General features: G+C 47.5%; 20 protein-coding genes. 6 read left to right on the plus strand and 14 right to left on the minus strand.

Going from position 1 to position 18,568, the window contains the following annotated elements; all coding sequences use genetic code 11:
• Positions 1-172 precede the first annotated feature (172 nt).
• Both ACTJKB_RS13120 and ACTJKB_RS13125 read left to right on the plus strand, forming a co-directional pair.
• Positions 173-958, plus strand: a complete 786-nt coding sequence (locus tag ACTJKB_RS13120) for an SDR family NAD(P)-dependent oxidoreductase (protein ID WP_440834489.1) — start codon at positions 173-175, stop codon at positions 956-958.
• Between the two features lie 12 nt (positions 959-970).
• Positions 971-2,104, plus strand: a complete 1,134-nt coding sequence (locus ACTJKB_RS13125; protein ID WP_440834490.1) for an SMP-30/gluconolactonase/LRE family protein — start codon at positions 971-973, stop codon at positions 2,102-2,104.
• 123 nt (positions 2,105-2,227) lie between these two features.
• On the opposite strand, the gene ACTJKB_RS13130 is transcribed toward ACTJKB_RS13125, so the two are convergent.
• On the minus strand, positions 2,228-2,623 hold the full coding sequence (locus ACTJKB_RS13130; RefSeq protein ID WP_440834491.1) for a RidA family protein: 396 nt from the start codon (positions 2,621-2,623) through the stop codon (positions 2,228-2,230).
• A gap of 299 nt (positions 2,624-2,922) precedes the next feature.
• Here ACTJKB_RS13130 and ACTJKB_RS13135 point away from each other — a divergent pair, with 299 nt between their 5' ends.
• A complete protein-coding gene (locus tag ACTJKB_RS13135) occupies positions 2,923-3,309 on the plus strand; it encodes a histidine phosphatase family protein (protein ID WP_440834760.1) in 387 nt (128 codons plus the stop codon).
• 188 nt (positions 3,310-3,497) lie between these two features.
• On the opposite strand, the gene ACTJKB_RS13140 is transcribed toward ACTJKB_RS13135, so the two are convergent.
• The gene (locus ACTJKB_RS13140) at positions 3,498-4,421 is read right to left on the minus strand and encodes a hypothetical protein (protein ID WP_440834492.1); all 924 of its coding nucleotides are present in this window, start codon (positions 4,419-4,421) and stop codon (positions 3,498-3,500) included.
• A 304-nt stretch (positions 4,422-4,725) separates the two neighbouring features.
• Positions 4,726-5,094 (minus strand): MerR family transcriptional regulator, encoded by a 369-nt coding sequence (locus tag ACTJKB_RS13145; RefSeq protein WP_440834493.1) that lies wholly within the window; start codon positions 5,092-5,094, stop codon positions 4,726-4,728.
• 90 nt (positions 5,095-5,184) lie between these two features.
• Between ACTJKB_RS13145 and ACTJKB_RS13150 the strand changes: the two genes are divergently transcribed.
• Positions 5,185-5,895 (plus strand): SDR family NAD(P)-dependent oxidoreductase, encoded by a 711-nt coding sequence (locus tag ACTJKB_RS13150; protein ID WP_440834494.1) that lies wholly within the window; start codon positions 5,185-5,187, stop codon positions 5,893-5,895.
• A 105-nt stretch (positions 5,896-6,000) separates the two neighbouring features.
• Here ACTJKB_RS13150 and ACTJKB_RS13155 read toward each other — a convergent pair whose 3' ends face one another.
• Both ACTJKB_RS13155 and ACTJKB_RS13160 read right to left on the minus strand, forming a co-directional pair.
• Positions 6,001-6,447 (minus strand): hypothetical protein, encoded by a 447-nt coding sequence (locus ACTJKB_RS13155; protein ID WP_440834495.1) that lies wholly within the window; start codon positions 6,445-6,447, stop codon positions 6,001-6,003.
• Positions 6,448-6,610: 163 nt separating this feature from the next.
• A complete protein-coding gene (locus tag ACTJKB_RS13160) occupies positions 6,611-7,375 on the minus strand; it encodes a hypothetical protein (RefSeq protein WP_440834496.1) in 765 nt (254 codons plus the stop codon).
• Between the two features lie 457 nt (positions 7,376-7,832).
• On the opposite strand from ACTJKB_RS13160, the gene ACTJKB_RS13165 reads away from it, so the two are divergent.
• The gene (locus ACTJKB_RS13165) at positions 7,833-8,387 is read left to right on the plus strand and encodes an RNA polymerase sigma factor (protein ID WP_440834498.1); all 555 of its coding nucleotides are present in this window, start codon (positions 7,833-7,835) and stop codon (positions 8,385-8,387) included.
• A gap of 156 nt (positions 8,388-8,543) precedes the next feature.
• Here ACTJKB_RS13165 and ltrA read toward each other — a convergent pair whose 3' ends face one another.
• The 9 genes from ltrA to ACTJKB_RS13210 all read right to left on the minus strand — a co-directional run bounded on the left by ltrA (position 8,544) and on the right by ACTJKB_RS13210 (position 17,796).
• The gene (ltrA, locus tag ACTJKB_RS13170) at positions 8,544-9,836 is read right to left on the minus strand and encodes a group II intron reverse transcriptase/maturase (RefSeq protein ID WP_440834499.1); all 1,293 of its coding nucleotides are present in this window, start codon (positions 9,834-9,836) and stop codon (positions 8,544-8,546) included.
• Positions 9,837-10,423: 587 nt separating this feature from the next.
• Positions 10,424-11,833, minus strand: a complete 1,410-nt coding sequence (locus ACTJKB_RS13175; protein WP_440834500.1) for an alanine/glycine:cation symporter family protein — start codon at positions 11,831-11,833, stop codon at positions 10,424-10,426.
• Positions 11,834-12,007: 174 nt separating this feature from the next.
• Positions 12,008-12,718, minus strand: coding sequence for a DUF421 domain-containing protein (locus tag ACTJKB_RS13180; RefSeq protein WP_440834502.1), 711 nt, complete (start codon positions 12,716-12,718; stop codon positions 12,008-12,010).
• Positions 12,719-12,920: 202 nt separating this feature from the next.
• Positions 12,921-13,430: an SRPBCC domain-containing protein gene (locus ACTJKB_RS13185; RefSeq protein WP_074088311.1), complete on the minus strand. Its 510-nt coding sequence runs from the start codon at positions 13,428-13,430 to the stop codon at positions 12,921-12,923.
• A 25-nt stretch (positions 13,431-13,455) separates the two neighbouring features.
• Positions 13,456-13,785, minus strand: coding sequence for an ArsR/SmtB family transcription factor (locus tag ACTJKB_RS13190; protein WP_440834505.1), 330 nt, complete (start codon positions 13,783-13,785; stop codon positions 13,456-13,458).
• 85 nt (positions 13,786-13,870) lie between these two features.
• Positions 13,871-14,461: a hypothetical protein gene (locus tag ACTJKB_RS13195; protein ID WP_440834507.1), complete on the minus strand. Its 591-nt coding sequence runs from the start codon at positions 14,459-14,461 to the stop codon at positions 13,871-13,873.
• Between the two features lie 72 nt (positions 14,462-14,533).
• Positions 14,534-15,907, minus strand: a complete 1,374-nt coding sequence (locus tag ACTJKB_RS13200; protein ID WP_440834509.1) for a HAMP domain-containing sensor histidine kinase — start codon at positions 15,905-15,907, stop codon at positions 14,534-14,536.
• Positions 15,908-15,916: 9 nt separating this feature from the next.
• A complete protein-coding gene (locus ACTJKB_RS13205) occupies positions 15,917-16,594 on the minus strand; it encodes a response regulator (RefSeq protein ID WP_083607039.1) in 678 nt (225 codons plus the stop codon).
• 23 nt (positions 16,595-16,617) lie between these two features.
• Positions 16,618-17,796 carry a DUF4097 family beta strand repeat-containing protein gene (locus ACTJKB_RS13210; protein WP_440834511.1) on the minus strand — a complete coding sequence of 393 codons (1,179 nt, stop codon included), beginning with the start codon at positions 17,794-17,796 and terminating at the stop codon, positions 16,618-16,620.
• A gap of 174 nt (positions 17,797-17,970) precedes the next feature.
• Here ACTJKB_RS13210 and ACTJKB_RS13215 point away from each other — a divergent pair, with 174 nt between their 5' ends.
• Positions 17,971-18,549 (plus strand): class I SAM-dependent methyltransferase, encoded by a 579-nt coding sequence (locus ACTJKB_RS13215; protein ID WP_440834513.1) that lies wholly within the window; start codon positions 17,971-17,973, stop codon positions 18,547-18,549.
• Positions 18,550-18,568: the final 19 nt, after the last annotated feature.

The following is an 18,568-nucleotide window of genomic DNA, read 5'->3' on the forward strand; positions in this document are numbered from 1 at the left end:
ACCGGAAACATAGTTACTGCGTTCTAACGGCATTCTAACCATTTGCAAGAGGGTTGTCAATTGATCCATAAGTTTAAAAAAAATTTGACACAGACGATCCCTTGGGTTACGATGATTCACATCGGTAACAGTGTTACCACAACAAAACATCGTAATTAGAGGAGCGAAACTTATGAATATTAAAGGAAAGTGGTCACTGATCACCGGGGCCTCTTCGGGCATCGGAGAACAGTTCGCCAGACAACTTGCCAAGGAAGGAAGTCATCTGGTGCTTGTAGCCAGATCCAAACGCAAACTTGATACGCTTGCAGTTGAATTGACCCGAAGCTATGGGGTTCAGACCCAGGTTATTCCCCTGGATCTATCTGTCGAAGGTGCTGCCGGAGAATTGTATCAGAAGTGCCAGCAACTTAACCTGGTAATTGATCTGTTGGTCAACAATGCGGGGTTTGCCACCCACGGTCTGTTCGAGCAAGTCTCCGGCGAGCGCCAGCATGAAGAAGTGATGCTTAATGTCGCCGCTGTAGTGGATATGACTCATTTGTTCCTTCCGGGGATGCTGCACAGGGGTGCGGGGGCTGTTATCAATGTATCGTCTACCGCAGGCTTTCAGCCGCTGCCTTATATGGCCGTCTACGGGGCGACCAAAGCTTTTGTCTTGTCCTTTACCGATGCCCTGTGGTGGGAGAATCGTGACCGTGGCGTTCAATTCTTTGCTCTGTGCCCTGGATCGACGGATACGAATTTCTTCAATGTCGTTGGCTCGGAGGATGCTTCTGTCGGTGCGAAGGACACGCCGGAGCGTGTAGTAGCAGTCACCCTCCGCGCTATGAAAAAAGGAAAACAGTACGTTGTTCCGGGATTCCAGAATTATCTGGGCGCCCAGATTTCCCGCTTCATGACCCGCAGACAAAGTCTACAGCTGGTTGGGGGCATGCTTCGCCCCAAGAAACAATAAGGAGGATTAATAATGTCCACAGAACCAAAGCAACGCAAACGTTCAACACGTCAAAGGGTCGGCAGATGGAGCTTGGCCCTGCTCGGGGTAATTGTGCTGGGAATCGCTGTTTTTCTGCTGATACCTGCTCCGGTAGATCCTGCTGTATGGTCTGCACCCGCCGCCCCTTCTTTTGAGAAAGACGGTCCCTGGAAAGAAAACAGCAAACTCAGCTCGGCAGAGCTGGTTACGGACCGCGCCAAGTTCCCGGAATTCATTACTTTTGATGCACAAGGACGGCTATATACGGGGGACTCCGACGGCAAAATTTATAGAGTAGCCTTTGATACGGCAGGTAAAGCGCAGCCGGCTGAAGTGTTCGCCGATACCCATGGAACCCCTAACGGACTGAAATTCGACGCAGCGGGGAATCTGATTGTAGCAGATATTCAGAAAGGGCTGCTGTCGATTGATCCGGAGGGAAAAGTTGAAGTACTGACCACTGAAGTAGATGGAGGACCGATCTATCTGGCGAACGAGCTGGACATTGCGCAGGACGGTTCGATCTATTTCTCCGATACTTCAAACTATGGGAAGGTCATGTTCAAAGAAATTGCCGAGAACAAGCCGCATGGACGCTTGCTGAAATATGATCCGCAGACCAAGCAGACGACTGTTTTACTTGAGGACTTATATTTTGCCAATGGGGTAGCCTTGTCTGCCGAAGAAGATTTTGTGCTCGTGGCCGAATCGTATCATTATCAGCTGACCCGATACTGGCTGAAGGGGGCCAAGCAGGGCACCTCGGATATTTTTGCCGATAATATTGCTGGATTCCCAGACAACATCACACGTGATGCGCAGGGACATTTCTGGGTAGGGGTATTCACAACCCGTTTGTCTTTTGCCGACTACATGCACAGTCATCCCTGGTTAGCAGCTACAATGTCCAAAGTTCCACAATCCATGTTAAATGGAGCCAGTGCGCCGGTGAAGCATGGACTGGTCGCGGAATATGGACCCGAAGGGGAACTTGTGAATAGCTGGCATGATCCTGAAGGTACATTGTATGGCATCACCACTGCCGTAAGCCAGGGCGGATATTTATATCTCGGAACCGCACCGGGAGGAAGCCAGGGCATTCATCGGGTGCTTATGAATCCGTAAGTTAGTGTCAATGTTATATTCATCCACCCCGCCGTAACTTCAAGGCAGGCCAAACAGCAGCTCACTCCGTATAGGAGGAGCTGCTGTTGTGATTGGGGTCCACTTCCCCCCTCCCGCCAAGCGCTACGCGCGTGGACGATATGCCACACCATCGATCTGAACCTTAAGTCCATCCGGCCCGCCGACATGCGCGAACTCGGTGGAGATCGTTTTCCGGGCGGGGTACTTTCCCTGGAATCTGCGCTTGAACACCTGCTCCATCACCGGAATATCCCACACATCCCGCAGTAAAATATCCAGCTTCACCACAGCCGCAAGCGTCAGTCCCACCTGCTGCAAGCGTTCGCTCATATGATCCAGCGCACCTTCCACCTGCTCTTCCACCGTTCCCCCCACATTGCCCACACAGAAGCTGAGAAAAATAAAATCCCCCGCCTCCACAAATCCGGAATACGCATACTCCTCATTCACATCATGTCTGATGATCTCGCCCATGCCTGTGCTCGTCTCCTTATCCATATAAGATATATTCATTATAGGAGGGGAAATCGGACAGCTGTGTGTCGTAGTTTGGGAGGATAATTATAGTAATATTGTACAGAGACTTACTTTATCTCGTATAGATTAATACAAAAAATGAATGTATGGGGGATTTAATGACGCGATATTATCTCATTCGCCATGGTGAACCTCAGTGGGACATAAATAAACATTACAAATTAAAGGGACATGGCCGGGACCTGGTTCCTCTTACGAATAAAGGAGTTAACCAAGTATATTCGACCGCTAAAGATCAACGTTAAAAAAAAGCCGAAATTATTGTCTCTTCTTCTTACCCAAGAGCACTTCAAACGGCCGATATTCTATCAAAGGAACTTGGTTTAGAAATAATGGTTGAATTCGATTTAAGGGAATGGCGACCCGACTTAACATTTGAATATGATTCATTGGAGAGGCTTAAAGAACTGGGGGACGATTATGATGCTAATCATGGAGTCTATCCTCCTGGGGTAAACAAGCCTTGGGAGACTAAGGAACTACTGAGGAACCGTATGGAGAAGGTAATGAACAAATATCTCGAATTTCAAAAGGTGATCATTACTGGACACGGCATGGCTTTTCGTACCCTGGTAGGAGATATAGGCGAAATTCCACATGCTTCAATTATCGAGTATTATATAAAAAGGCATGTCGCACTACGCTAAAGGAATGCTAGTTCAATAAAATGGAACCTCAACGGACGGACAGGATAGCTTAATGCCTCCGACGAATACCAGCGACAGTCTAGGACTTTATCTCTCGTCCTTGGCTGTCGCTGTTTTAATTTCTAAGTTACCCTCGGTCTATGCAGTTCACTATGACAATGCACCTAAATAAGTCCATTGGGTCGTGCTTAAATATTAATCTCATACATTTCATCGAAGGGTGTCTGCACAAATCCTAACTTTTCAAATACTTCATTTTCCTCTTTAGTATACCAAGCGGAAATAGTCGCCTTTTCATAACCATGGACAAATAAAGTATTCAATGCATCTAGTATCACTATCTCTAACAAATTTGTTCCCACATAACTAGGGTCTACTGCAATAGGGTAAAAATGTGCCGCTCTGTTCAAACCATCTACCCAAGCAAATGTGAATGCAACATACCGTTCTTCAATATCGGTTATAACAAATGACATCTCCTTCTTAAAAGCGATTGACGATGACATTGAAGCAACTGTCTCACCATTTGGGATATATGAACTATTAGGCCAAACTCGAGTATATAAATCACTGATTTTCTGACATGCTTCAAAGTTGTCTCTTTCTAATCGAATGATCCGATAGCCAGTGGGCAGTTCAGGTGTGGGGTATTCCCTCTTCAATTCAATGACTCGATGTTCATCAACAAAACTGAGTTTTTTAGCATTGTATTTTTGGAATAATTTTTTTCGTTCAACGTCATGGTATGAGCTTGAAACGACTATCTTTCGTAAGTCCGGGAAATTTCTTTTGCAATTTTCTATCGCCCATATCAGCATCTCTTCTTCCATATATTTATAGAAAGGATGCACTTGAAAAAAATAATCTCCTGGTTCCTCAATATGTGCCACGCCAATAATCTTGCCCTCATTATCTACCCAAAGTTGAACTGAATCTTCCCAAATTCTTTTTTTACTTTGCTCTTCTTTATTATGAATACAATATCGATTAAACGACCATCTGGCATTGTCCCAATTGTAAGTTCCTTCACACCCAAATGTCTTACTAATAAATGCATTAACACGTTCGAAATCATGGATACAACAAAACTCATTCTTATATACTTCCTTCATACAATATCCCCTTCCCACATCACTGCTATAAAATGATACGGCATGGACTGTTTTCTCGATAGGGAATATTTAACTACAAAGAATTTATTATGCATAACTGCCCGTCCCTCGTTGTAAGCTCATTAGACACCGTTGTCTCAATCTTGGGTATGCGGGAACAGAAGAAGCGTGTGATTATACGTTCTAAGGTCACCAGCACCTGATAGAATGGCTGGAATACAGATCCTACCTAGGCCGATAGATCGAAGCTGATCTGCCATAGGAACTTCGCTGAACAATACTTGTATATCCTTTTCAATTCTCACTAATAATTCTCCCCGCGATAATACCGCTCCAGCTTATGCTCCAGGTGAACGAGCTGAGCTTTTTTCTGTTCAATTTCGTCCAAAAGGGCTTGCTTCTGCTCCTCAATGAGCTTGGTTCTCTCCGGCAGGGTAGAGGTTCCGGCTTTGACCATGTCGTGGTACTTCTTGATCTCCTCGATACTCATTCCCGTTTCCCGCAGACATTTCAGAAAGATCAGCCAGCCAATCTCGTCGTCGGTATACAGGCGATTGTTTTGCTCGTTGCGGACTACTGGCTCCAGAAGACCCTTTCGTTCATAAAAGCGAATCGCGCCAATATTTATCCCTACTTTTTTGGCAACCTGTCCAATAGTGAAAATTTTGCTCACCGCCTGACTTTTAGTGTTGACCTACACTTAGTGTAGCATAGTAAGCTGCGAATTGTGGATAGATCATAACTTGCAGAAAGAAGGATGAAGATGACAAGAACCGCTTTTGTAACAGGTGCTAATAAAGGGATCGGCTTTGAAATTGCAAGACAGCTTGGTGAAGCCGGATGGAAGGTATTGCTTGGCGCACGCAGCCTCGAACGGGGGAAGGACGCAGTTTCTGAATTAACCAGCCAAGGGCTGGACGTGGAGTTTCTGCAAATCGATATGACGAATCTGGAAAGTATTGAGCAGGCAGCCGTTACCCTTCGCAACAACTATTCTGATGTGACGCTTATCATTAACAATGCCGGCATGCCGGGAGCCTTCTCCAGTTCATTCAGCGATACCCGGGAGGAGCATTTGCGGAACGCTTTTGAGGTGAATTTCTTCGGAACCTTCCGCTTGAATCAACATCTTTTTCCCTTAATAAAAGAGAATGAAGGAACCATTGTGAATGTCTCCACCGATATGGCGTCCCTTCACTTCATGCAGAGTTCGGAGTATGCGCTGAATGCGTTCGACTACAATTCCTCCAAAACCGCAAACAATGCGATGACTGTAGCCATGGCCATAGAGCTCAAAAACAGCAAAGCCCAGGTATTTGCAGTAACCCCCGGCTTCACGAAGACGGATCTGAACGGCAATGCAGAAGGCGGGAAATCCAAAGAAGCCGGGGCGGCCATTATTGTAGGCTATGCCACGGATGGCAAGCGCCATAACGGGGAGTTTTTGGATGTGAATGGGGTTTACGCGTGGTAATGCTGGTAATGAACGTGCTGTAACCTGCTCAGCTATTAATGCCCAACAACACAAAGGCTCCGTTACCGGAGCCCTGGGCTTTAACCATCTATTACGCTTTTCAGCTTAATAAACATCAATTATTTTTATAAATTTACTGTATTCTGGTTTCGAAATGACGCGAATTGGATCACGCCGAAACGTTCTTATCTCTTCTTTTAAGATATCATTAGTAGGAATCACTGATTCTATTTGTAAGCCCAGAAGATCCTCGGAACGACTCAGATTCACCTTATCATACAGTTCTTTACTATCGACTTTATAGGTTCTTACCTTATCTTTAATTTTATATTTTTCTATAAAATATTCGCTATCAAGGCTAATTTTAAGAAAGTAGCTATCTTCTTCTGTATACTTATCTAAAACGGTAAATTCAGCAAGTGAGACATAGGTTACAATATGATTTGAATAATAAAGTTTGTTATCCATATAGTTGTAGATTTTTGGTGAGAGTAGGCCGATGATGATAACTAGCGCTATGCCAGTAAATACAAATATTCTTTTCTTCGTCATGACTCATCCCCCCTACTCATCATTTACATAACTGCTACTTGTTTAGTGTATATTTCAAAGATCAAGGTTATTCCTAAATTAGAAATAACCTTGATCGCAAGTAATACGATATTGGCAGTGATCGTTCTATACATTTAAAATCATATCTATCTTGGTCTAGATACTAATAATTTAGATAATAGACGTTGGAGCTATAACCCACATTGCTTGATGATGGGGTTATTGATATATAGGCAGGCCCATATCCAATGCTATAGCCAAAAGTACCGCCCGATGAAGTATCATGTACATAAGATATAGCTATTTTATTTACTGGACTTGTTGTATCAATATCTGATCTAAAGTGGAAACTACCTTTAATATAGATGGGGAAATCAGGAGTTCCCAAACTACTTCCAGTATGTTCGTAGCCCGTTAAGCTGCTGCTTGTATACGTAGCTGATCCCGAATTTTGCCAACTATCACCCGCATTTAGTTTAGACCAGATTCCATTACTTCTATTACCAGGAACAACGCTATAATCACTGTGGGTAGAATATCCAAAATAATCTTTGCCTTTAGGTTTTGTAGGTGTTAGCCATTCATACGTTGGGTATATATCAACTTGAGTACTACCAACTTTAAACGCAAAGACTTCAATCTTTAAATCACTTGAAGGTATTGAGTATCCGGAAGAAAACAGTCCAATCCCTTTGGGAGCCTCTTTTTCAACTTCCACATATTTGAGTTCTGGAGACGAACCGGAATTTTCGTAAATCAATCTTTTTAAATCCTCATCCATTCCCTTAATAACATTGTCTGGCGTCCCACTATCTCTTAGTATTTGATCAATATCCTGTATATTAACATTTGACGAAGAAGCCATAACTGCTGATTGCATGGAAATACACAAAACCAGCACCATTACCAAACTTGCTATTCTCTTCATAACGATTCTCCTTTTAGGTTTCTTATGATAAATAGCTTGTACATAAAGCTTCAAATCTATTTTTTACATTTTGATCTGAAGCCATTGAAGAAAAAGCGGAGCTAGAGAACATAAACCTCCTTTTCTTATGATCGTCCCTTTTACTAAACTAAGGGGCGTTGAGCTTTGTTGCGTATGTCACTCTAGTTGCACCTATGACGATTCGAACAACTAAAACCTGAGGTACTATTCCACTGTCTATCTACATAACGAATTGAAACAGCAAAATCTAACGCATTCTCCGAAAAAATGTAAGAAATTACGAAAAACGCAAGCTTAAGCTTAACGCTTGTTGTATACTTAAGGGGGTTATTTTCCCATACTAAGTAAATTTTTTCACAACAGTAATTGGCACCTGCGGTATTAAGTAAAAAGTGCGTGATAACCCAAACTATCCTGTTTCGAATGGGGTATTGAGATGGATCAATGGATTGGCCTTCTAAGGACGAATATAAAGGATTTGGACCCCAGCCTACAAGAACTTACCTATCGTTCCTTCTATCACTTTATATACAAAGATATTTACTTTCTGGTCCGCGATCATTCATCCACACAGGACATTATTCAAGAAACCTTCATTAAGCTTGTCCAACTTGCACCGAAAGCCCACACAGCCAACATTCCAAGTTGGATTAGGCGAGTAAGCCGCAACATGGCCATCGATTATTTGCGTAAAAATAAAAGTTATCGGTATATTTTCAATACGGAACTTGTTAATACAGTGGCTGCATCGTCAAGTATAGCCCATGAGGTTGAAGACAAGCTGCGGAATGATCTGCTGCATCAAATTATTAATGAGTTAAAACCGGAGTACCGGATACTGCTGTTGTTGTACTATATGGAGGACAGATCATACAAAGAAATTTCCCAAGAACTCAAGCTGACCGAAACGGTTGTGACGCAGCGTTTGGCAAGGGCGCGCAAAAAGCTGCTTCAGGAATTTTCGAGAAGATGGGCCGATATCGATGAATAATTCAGAACGGAAAGGCGGAAGTCCATAAGCGGATTCCATTCTCCATAGGCCCACTAGAGTAAAGGGCTGGATTTAAACCAGCCCCTCCTCATCAAACCGTACGTGAGGTTTTCCCTCATACGGCTTTCCGATGTTTGTCATTCATGGGCATGCAGATCACAATAGCGTTTTTAGTCCATACATGTTGGCAATATACTTAACCTCAGATAATGAACTCATCCATCTCCTACGTTGTCTCTTCTTCGCATACCACCGGGTTAATCTCTGCAAAATATACCAATCCAGCTTAGCTAACCTCTTTTGGCTATAGTTCGTGTAGTAGTAATTTCTCCATCCTTGAATTTTTGGATTGAGCCATTCCACCTGTTCCGCGAACGATCTTGAGCGCATGCTCGGCGGTGCTAATCTGTTTTTGACCACGCCTCGGATCCGTTCCTCTGCCTTCTTCGTTAGCCACTGTTGCGTGGTATAATATACCTTCCCTTGAGAAGTTTCTGCTTTCGTTTTTCGGTGGTGCATTCCTAAAAAGTCGAACCCTTCGTCTCCTGTCCACCAGCCTACAATTCGGGTTTTCGTCGGGTGTAGGGTGAGTTCCAGACGTTCCATGATTCTGCGTATGAGTTCATACGCATGTTCGGCGTCCTTTTTGGTTTTGCAGACCACTACAAAGTCGTCTGCATACCTTGTCAGTTCTCCCAATCCACTTCCGTGTTTCTCCCACAATCGGTCAAAGTAGTTCAGGTAGATATTCGCCAGCAGCGGTGAAATGACGCCACCTTGCGGAGTGCCTAAATCAGATCGCTTTACGTTTCCTTCTTCCATGACTCCCGCCTGTAGCCACTTCTGTATTAATTTCAGGATCCGCCTGTCATTGATACGCATCTGTATCAATTTCATAAGCTTCTCTTGATTAATATTGTCGAAGTAACCTTGGATATCGACGTCGACTACCCAATTCCCTTTGCGGTTGCAGGCTTTCCGAATTCGTTCCAACGCTCCTTTCGCACTTCGTTTCGGACGAAATCCGTAAGAGACTTCTTCGAAGTCTGCTTCGAAGATGGGTTCAATTACCAGCTTAGTTGCCATCTGTATGACTCGGTCGCGCACAGTGGGTATGCCCAGCGGTCTTGGCTTCCCGTCTTTCTTTGGGATATAGTGCCGTCGTACGGGCTGCGGATGGTAGTTACCTTCTTTCAGGTCTCGCTCGCAGTCCTTGAGAAATCGCGTTTCTCCTTGTTTCTCGATATCTGCGAGCGTCACGGCATCTACTCCTGCAGCTCCTTTGTTTGCTTTCACCCGTTTCCAGGCTTCGCACAGTACATCCCAGCGGTAGACTTTGTCGTATAGGGCATGGAATTTACGCTTCTTGTTCTCCTTGGCCGCATGACCTAGCTTTTCTTGGAGTTCTTGAACTTTTTCCTTTGGTGTCGTTAGCCCTTTGGCATTCACTCACTCGTACCTCCTCCAAAAGCATAAACAAAGCAGGGCTCCTTCCCTTCCTAAGGTTATGTTGTCCTTAGGTTCTTCGGTACTATGAGCCCCTCGGACTCCCTTCCCACAGACGGTTCATTTCGTCTTCTGGACTTATTGAGCATCTCTTTACGGTAAAAAAAAAAAAAAATTTTCACCCGTGTGGGGGAGGGTCTCCCCAGTTCACTGCATTATCTTTCAATCCATGCCGTTCCCTTTACACCGGAGGATTCTTCACTGTTGTTCCAAGTTCTGCACAGCTTCCTTGGCCTTCGTCTATAATTGCGAGACTCGGCATCCTCTTCTCCCCTTCGCTGGGCCCTTTTGACGACGCGGCAGGATTCACTTCATGTTGCGGCCTGGATTGTCGCTCGCCCGGTCTCTGACCGGTACTTTTGTCGATGCGCTTTTACATACAGATTTCGCCATATGCAAGCATCCTAGCTACAAAGGTGGCTTGGCCCCTCCCTTGGTTGGACTTTCACCAACTAGATAATGCGTGCTTCTGGGCACGCCAATCAACAAAAAAGGCTCCGTTACCGGAGCCCTGGGCTTTAACAATCTAATTACTCTTTCATACCTGATGCGTTCTCCCAACATTCAATGTGATCCAGACCTTTAATACTATCTTTAACAAAGACCGGGTCTTTTCCAGCCTGTTTCTGTCGCTTGTAATCCTGAAGGGCTGCAAAGGCTACTTTGGATAAAAGAAGGATGGCAATCAAGTTAACTACTACCATGAGCCCCATAAATAAGTCAGCCAAATCCCATACCAATTGAACCTTGGCAACCGAACCGAATAGAATCATCGCGAGCACACTGTATCTGTAGAATATAACTACTGATTTCTTTGAGTTTAAGAACTCTATATTCGTTTCTCCGTAATAATAGTTTCCAATTAATGTACTGAACGCAAACAGGAACACCATGATAGCCAGAGAACCAGAGGCCCAAGAACCGATGTGCTCGCTTAGTGCAGCTTGCGTAAGCTTGATGCCATCCAGCCCAGGCTGCTTATACGCATCGGATAGCAAAATAATGAAGGCGGTACTCGAACAAATCAACAACGTATCTGTAAGCACACCAAATGCTTGCATAAGCCCTTGTTTTACAGGATGACTTGTCGTTGCCGTTGCTGCAGCATTCGGCGCACTCCCCATTCCTGCTTCGTTCGAGAACAAACCACGCTTCACACCTTGTAGAATCACCGCCCCAAGAGACCCTCCTATAACTTGCTCAAATCCGAATGCACCCTTCACAATAAGCGCCAGAACTTCGGGCATTTTGGTAATGTTAATCAGCACAATGCATAAGGCAACGGCGATATAAATCACGGCCATGAAGACTACAATATATTCAGACAATTTGGCAATACGTTTGATGCCGCCAAAGATAATGCTTGCAAATGCAACAGCCATTAGAAGGCCAACCATCAAACGATTGGTGCCGAATGAATTTTCAAAAGCAACGGTAATCGTATTGGACTGGACCGCGTTAAAGACGAGGCCGAAAGACAACGTGATCAGCACGGCAAATAAAGATCCCATCCAACGTTTCTTCAAGCCTTGTTCCATATAATAAGCAGGACCCCCACGAAATCCCGTCTTGTCTCTTACTTTATACACCTGTGCTAAAGTACTCTCAATAAAGCTGGATGCGGAACCAATAATCGCAATCACCCACATCCAGAAGACCGCGCCCGGCCCGCCTAAGGCAATGGCAATCGCAATTCCTGTTATATTGCCTGTCCCCACCCTGGCTGCCATGCTGATACAGAATGCCTGGAATGATGAGATGCTGTTGGTAGACTTCGCATTGGACTCTTTTAGCACAACGAACATTTCCTTGAACATGCCAAATTGTACAAATCTCGATCGAATGGTGAAATATAAACCACAACCGATCAGAAGAACAATCAGAAGCTTAGACCAAAGAAAATCGTTTGTTAGACCGATACCCTCTAATACTTGTTGCATGTAAATCCGCCTCTCATCCTTTTATGCCGACACCTCTGCTGCTTACCCTCTCTAACATAGTATTTTCAAATATAGCAGTCCTAATTTCAAAAGCCAATAAAAAAGTTATGCAAAATACTTCCACATGAGCACACTCTGATGAATGGAACAAGCGGATGGCTTCCCTGAAGGAGATTATTCCTGATCCAGCGGCTGCTGCACTCCATCCTCATAGAAATCGAACACGAGCTGCTGCTGCGTGCCTTTTACCGCATAGAACACATCTGCCAGCGTCTTTCCTTTATGCTTCTTCCGCAGCTCATGTTCCAGCCACTCGCGGGTCAGACCATTCCGTTTCAGGTTGTCCCCCACCAGCACACCATCCATAATCAGCTCTACGGGGAAGGCCTGCGCATGCAGTGCCAGCCCCAAATCCTGCCTCGTAACGAACTGGTACGCTTCCTTTTTCAGAACAGAGACCTGTCCGTTGTCCTCAAGCACCGCATATTCGACCTCTTCGAGATTAAAAATCTCCTTCTCTCTCAGCGCCTGATCCAGCGAATCCAGCGTATAATGGATCTTCCTCATGTTGGCTTCCATGATCTTTCCATCCTCGATCAGGACCGTGGGGGAACCGGCGATCCAACTGCGCAGTCGGCGGCTTTTGAGGGCAATGAAGGAGAGCAGGAATGACATAGCCGTAATCACAACAATGGACAGGACAAGATATGTTGACTTCAGACTGACATTGAACGCCAGATTCGCCGCCAGGGAGCCGAGGGTAATGCTGATCACGAAATCGTTGGACGTCATATTGGAAAGGGTCTGCTTGCCCAGTATTCTGGGGATGAGCAGCAGCAGGCCCACCGATAGAACCGTCCGCATCAGAATCTCTATATAGTTCATTTTCAAGCCTCCTCTCCCCCCATTATTTCCAAACGGACACAAAAGAAACGGGAACACAAATAGAGCCTGCCGGAGGCAGGCCGAGGAGGAGACTGTTGTTCTCTGTCTTCACTTTTTTATCCAAAAGGTATCGAATTCCACTCGGTAAGCTTCAGCTCCATCTGTTCAATTCGGGCAACAACATCCAGAGGTTTCATAGAGATCATTGAACCGACTGCAAATGCTCTTCGAGGCGGTCCCAGGTTTCGGTAATGCCTTGTTCCATCCCCATATCCAGAACGGTTTTGAGCGCTTCCGCGGAGTCATATTTCGATCGGCTTACAAGCTTCGTTTTACCGTCATATTCTTCAAAGAGCATCGTAACCAGCGTGGACGGCATGCCTTCGGTTTCGTTGCCTTCGGCATCCGAGAAGTAATCGGTGTAGACGATTTTCTCTCCATCCATGATTTCATGGTAGACGCCTTTGCCCCAGGATTCCATTCCGAAGAAATCACCCTGCTGCTCATCGACACACTTCATACAGTAATGCCAAACCCCGCCCGGACGAAAATCAACACTGCAGAAGGGAACGATCCAGCCGCGCGGGCCCCACCACTGCTTCAGATGCTCTGCCTCGGAGAATACTTTGAATACAAGCTCACGCGGTGCATCGAACACACGTTCAAGAACAAGCTCAAGGCCTTCTACTCGGGAAATCATTTTGTTGGTCATTCCAAATCCCTCCTGAAAGTAAAGTTCATGGTCGTTCGTTGTCTTTGGATTGCAGTTGCCGCAGATAGTCGTCTAGGTTGTCGAAGCGTTCACTCCAAATCTTCCGGTAGGCCTCAAGCCAAGCATCCAATGCTTCCAGCGGCTCCGTCCGCAGCTTATAGTTGCGGCGGTTGGCTTGCGCCTCTACCTCGACCAGCCCGGCCTCCAGCAGCACCCGCAGATGCTTCGAGGCCTGGGGCTGGCGGAGCCCAAGTTGTTCGGCGATCTCGCCTACACTCAGAGGTCCGTCCTTCAGCATCTCTACCATCCGCAAGCGGGTGGGTTCGGCTAGTGCGCTAAATATCGTCGTTTCCATAATACCGATGTTCCTTCAGTGAATCAGTTTTTTATCACCTTGCATATGTAATATACCTTATAAGGAATATTCCCGTCAAGGAATATTATGATTTTTTTCTAATTACCACATTCGCTCCAATGGGCGAACATGGGTTGCCCCCAGACACACGACGGAATTCAAAGGTACTTCTACCTCTGATTCCAGCAATTAGCTCGCCCAAGCCGAATTCTAAGGCACTTTTACCTCTGACTTCACTCATTAGCTCGCCTAAGCCGAGTTCAAAGGTACTTCTACCTCTGATTCCAGCAATTAGCCCGCCTAAGCCGAGTTCAAAGGCACTTCTACCTCTGATTCCACACATTGGCCCGCCTACACCGAATTCAAAGGCACTTTTACCTCTGATTCCACCAGTTAGGCCACCTATGCTGAATTCAAAGGTACTATTACCTCTGATTCCAGCAATTAGCCCGCCTACACCGAATTCAAAGGCACTTTTACCTCTGATTCCACACATTAGCCTGCCTACACCGAATTCAAAGGCACTTTTGCCTCTGATTTCACCAATTGGCCTGCCTACACCGAATTCAAAGGCACTTTTACCTCTGATTCCACCAGTTAGGCCACCTATGCTGAATTCAAAGGTACTTCTACCTCTCGTTCCAGCAGTCACAGGTAATCTGTGCTTACCTGCCATCCAGTTTCATGATCCAAGCAGCGAAAAAAGCCCCTGGCAGGAATAATGCTCCTTCCATGGACTCTCTCTCACCTATCCGCCCATAAACCGCAGCGTCACAGTCGTTCCTAGCCCCGGTGTGCTATCGATGGCAATAGAACCGCCGTACCGCTCCATAATGGCTTTGGCAATGGCAAGGCCAAGGCCCGAACCGCCCCGGGTGCGGCTCCGCGAGTCCTCCGTGCGGTAGAAGCGGTCGAAGATATGCGGCAGCTGTTCAGAGGATATCCCGATCCCCGTGTCGGCTACCGTCAAGATCACCTGCCCATCCGCAAAGGAATGACTGATCGTTACCGATCCGCCTTCGGGCGTATACTTCAGTGCATTCTCCACGATATTGCGCAGCACCTGATAGCTGGCGCTTCCGGGCATGCGGATCAGTATCACTTGACCCTCCGGATGGCCGTCATAATCAAGCTGTACCTCGGGATTAACATGAACGGTCTGGGGCAGCAGCTCGTTGAGGGTATTTTTAAGATTGCAGGTTTCTTCCCCGCCGTCGGCCACCGGGGACTCCGCTTCTGCAAGCAGGAGCAGCTGGGCAATCAACTCCTTCATCCTCCGGGTCTCATTCATCATGAACGACAGTGACTCGTCCAGTACCTCCGGCGATTGCTTGCCCCACCGCTGAATCATATGCGTATGTCCCTCAATAATGGCAAGCGGTGTCTTGAGCTCATGGGAAGCATCGGCGATGAATCGCCGTTGCTGGTCAAAGGACCCCTCCAGCCTGTTCAGAAGACTATTAAAGGTCTCCCCGAGCTGATGAAGCTCATCCTGGGCCGCGGGCACATGCAGCCGCCGGGACAAGCTGTTCGTCCCGATGCTATGCACCTCACCGATCATACTGCGGATCGGCTTCAGCGTTGAACGGGCGACGAGCCACCCTGCTGCTATAGCCATCCCTGCAGCAAGCAGGAGGCCCAGCAGCAGCAGCCTGCCGACCTCCTTCTCCGCGGTTGCGCTGCCCGAGTGCCCACTTTCAGTGAGCCTCAGCCGGACTGGACCGTATACAAGAAGTGAGAGCTCCCTCTCTGCCTTGTAGGTGACAGCAGTGTCTGTTGTTCCGCCTGAACCCACCTCTGCCAGCACCCGTCCTTTGGAATCGAGCATCTGCAGTAATTGTCCCTCGCTCAGATCCGGGGCGAACGCCGACAAGTCCGGCTTCAGTACCGCCGCCGCTCCGCTTCCTTTACCCAGGCCCGGCTTAAGCAGGGAAGGCAGGAACTCCACCTCCCCGACCTGAAGCTCGAACTGCCTGAGCTTGGCATCCAGCAGCTCAGTCTCCTGGCGCTCTGTCCAGTGCTTGAAGGTGATGTAGACAAATCCGCTGACAACGGCTGCGACGAGCAGCACTGTCAGCGCAATAGATGCGCTTACTTTGCGTGAGAACGTCCATGGCTTCATTCGCTCACCTCAGTCCCTCAGAATATAGCCGCTGCCACGGACAGTATGTATCAACTTGTGTTCAAACCCCTCATCCACCTTCATGCGCACGTAACGGATATAGACATCTACCACATTCGTCTCGCCTTCATAGGAATACCCCCAGACAAGATTGAGCAGGGCTTCACGGTTCATGAGCCGGTTCTTATGGGCCAGCAGACAATGCAGCAGCTCAAATTCGCGCTGCGAGCATTCAATCTCGCGCCCGGCACGGCTCACCCGGTGCGAGGCCTTGTCGAGTGTCAGATCCTTGGCACACAGCACTTCGTCCCCCGTCTCCGCCAAGTGAAGCCTGCGCTGGAGGGAACGCATGCGGGCAAGAAGCTCCTCAATGGCGAATGGCTTTGGCACATAATCATCTGCCCCGGTATCCAGCCCCCGCACCCGGTCGCTGACCGTATCCCTGGCCGTCAGCATAATAATCGGGGTCTGCTTCACCGCCCTCACCCGCTTACATACCTCAAACCCGCCCATTCCCGGCAGATTCAAATCAAGCAAAATCAGGTCAAAATGCTCATTAAGCGCTCTGTCTGCGCCCTCAAGGCCATCGTATGCAACCGTGATGTCGTAGCCTTCATAAGAGAGCTCCAGCTCCAGCAGGCGAATCATGGCGATTTCATCCTCAATAATCAATACGCGTTCCTTCAACCCCTCGTCCACCTCTTCACAGATCATTTCTTCTTCATTAGCGATAAACCGGCCATGGATTGCGCATGGATCTGATACGTCCCTTCGCCAATCTTCCCGCTAACCTTGTGATTCTTCACCGTCAGCGGGAAGTCGGTATCCATCTCCCCCAAAGCCGACTTTGCGTCCACCACCACTCCGGCATTTTCCGGCCAGGCCAGTTCAACATCCCCTACCGTCGAGGTCACCCTCCAGTCTCCGCCGACCTTCCTGCTCTCCACATGAATATTACCAGCTACCGTAAATGCTTCTATAGCAGCGAGCGCATCCTTCACCGTCAGATTGCCGTTTGTCGTTTCAGCTACCAGAGTTCCCGCAATTTGCTCTGCCTTCACATTGCCATTGGTAAGCGAAATATCCACATTTGCCTTCGCTTCGGATACTTCAACATTCCCATTCACCGTGTGCAGAGAGATGTCTTTCGGGGGGCCGGATGCCGTAACGTTGCCGTTCACAGACGATAATTTAATTTTACCTGTACTAGAAACATCTGACAAAGAGAGATTTCCGTTCTTGGTCTTCGCCTGCAGATCGGCCTTCATTCCCTTCGGCAGTGTAATCGTCAGCTCAAGACCCGGATAATGAATATTGCCGTAAGGCTCGCTGTAGGTCTTAATCTCCAGTTGAGCTCCCCCGCTTACCCTCACCCCTGCCTTGTCCGCTATGATCCGGGCCTCTTCGGCTGTGGCTTGATTCACGACCACTGTCGTATGGATTTCAATATCCTTCCCGTTGCCCTGCTTCATCTCAATCTTTCCGTTGGTATTTGCAATAGAGATGCTTTCCGTACCTTCTGGTACATCGACGCGGGTGATGCCTTTGTCAAAAGAGTACCGTGCATTCCCTGCAGACACACCCTCCGCACCTGTCTGCCACGACCCGATAACCGTAGAGGCTGCAGAGATGACGTCAGAAATAACCCCCGGAACGGACTCAGAGTCTGTGGTAGCTTCGGACACAGCATCCGGAGCAGACTCAGTGGCTGCAGAGGTGGCTTCGGATACAACATCCGTAGCAGAGGCAGAGACCCCCACAGGCTTAGATGCGGAATCTGCCCCAGACAGTTGGCGGGCTTGGACTGGGCCGCCATATCCTTTCCCTATGTAAAAGAATACTACCGCCAGAGCGGCACCCAACAGCAGCCACTTCCAATTAAACTTCATACTCATTTCCTCCCTATTCCTTGTGATTACCCTTAGGTTACAACAGACTGAATGAGAAAGACTTTGCAGGAAGATTAGAGTTTGATGAGAGTATTTAAGCTGGTTATGCCGCCAAATGGGATTTATAATAACAGAAACATTAGAAACCTGTTCATGGAGAGAGGAGAGGATTGCATGCTCATCCTCCAAACTATCACGTGGGTTCTCGCGCTCGCCGTTCTCCTGTCTGTGATGTGGATCGTCATGGACACTTGGAGGAACGGAATCTCACCGATGCCCACCTCGAAGGCTGTGCGGCTGGCGGTTGCCGGGGAGTTGAACCGGATTCCCGGCTACAGCACGGTTGTGGAGGCAGGGTCCGGATGGGGCACATTGGGACTCGATATCGTCCGTCATTGTCCAGGCAAAAGACTCATCGGGATTGAGAATTCAAGCCTCCCGTTATGGTGCTCGCAGCTGCTGGCGCTGATATTCGCGCGGCTCCCTCACTCAGGGAACGGCCCGGAACCGCTCCCTGGCAGACTCCACTTCATCCGGGGCGATATCTACCGCAGCTCCTACGCCGATGCCGATATGGTTCTCTGCTATTTATTTCCCGGCGCTATGGAGCGGCTGGCGGACAAGTTCATTCAGGAGCTGCCGCCCGGCGCAGTGGTGATCAGCATTTTCTTCGCCCTGCCGGGCAGGCAGCCAGCCCGCACAGTGACCTGCAGAGATCCGCTGCGGACCAAGGTGTATGTGTATACTTTTTAGAAATATAGCCAAGGAGGCT

It is taken from the genome of Paenibacillus sp. 22594 (assembly GCF_052044425.1).
In the GTDB taxonomy this organism is placed as follows: domain Bacteria; phylum Bacillota; class Bacilli; order Paenibacillales; family Paenibacillaceae; genus Paenibacillus_AQ.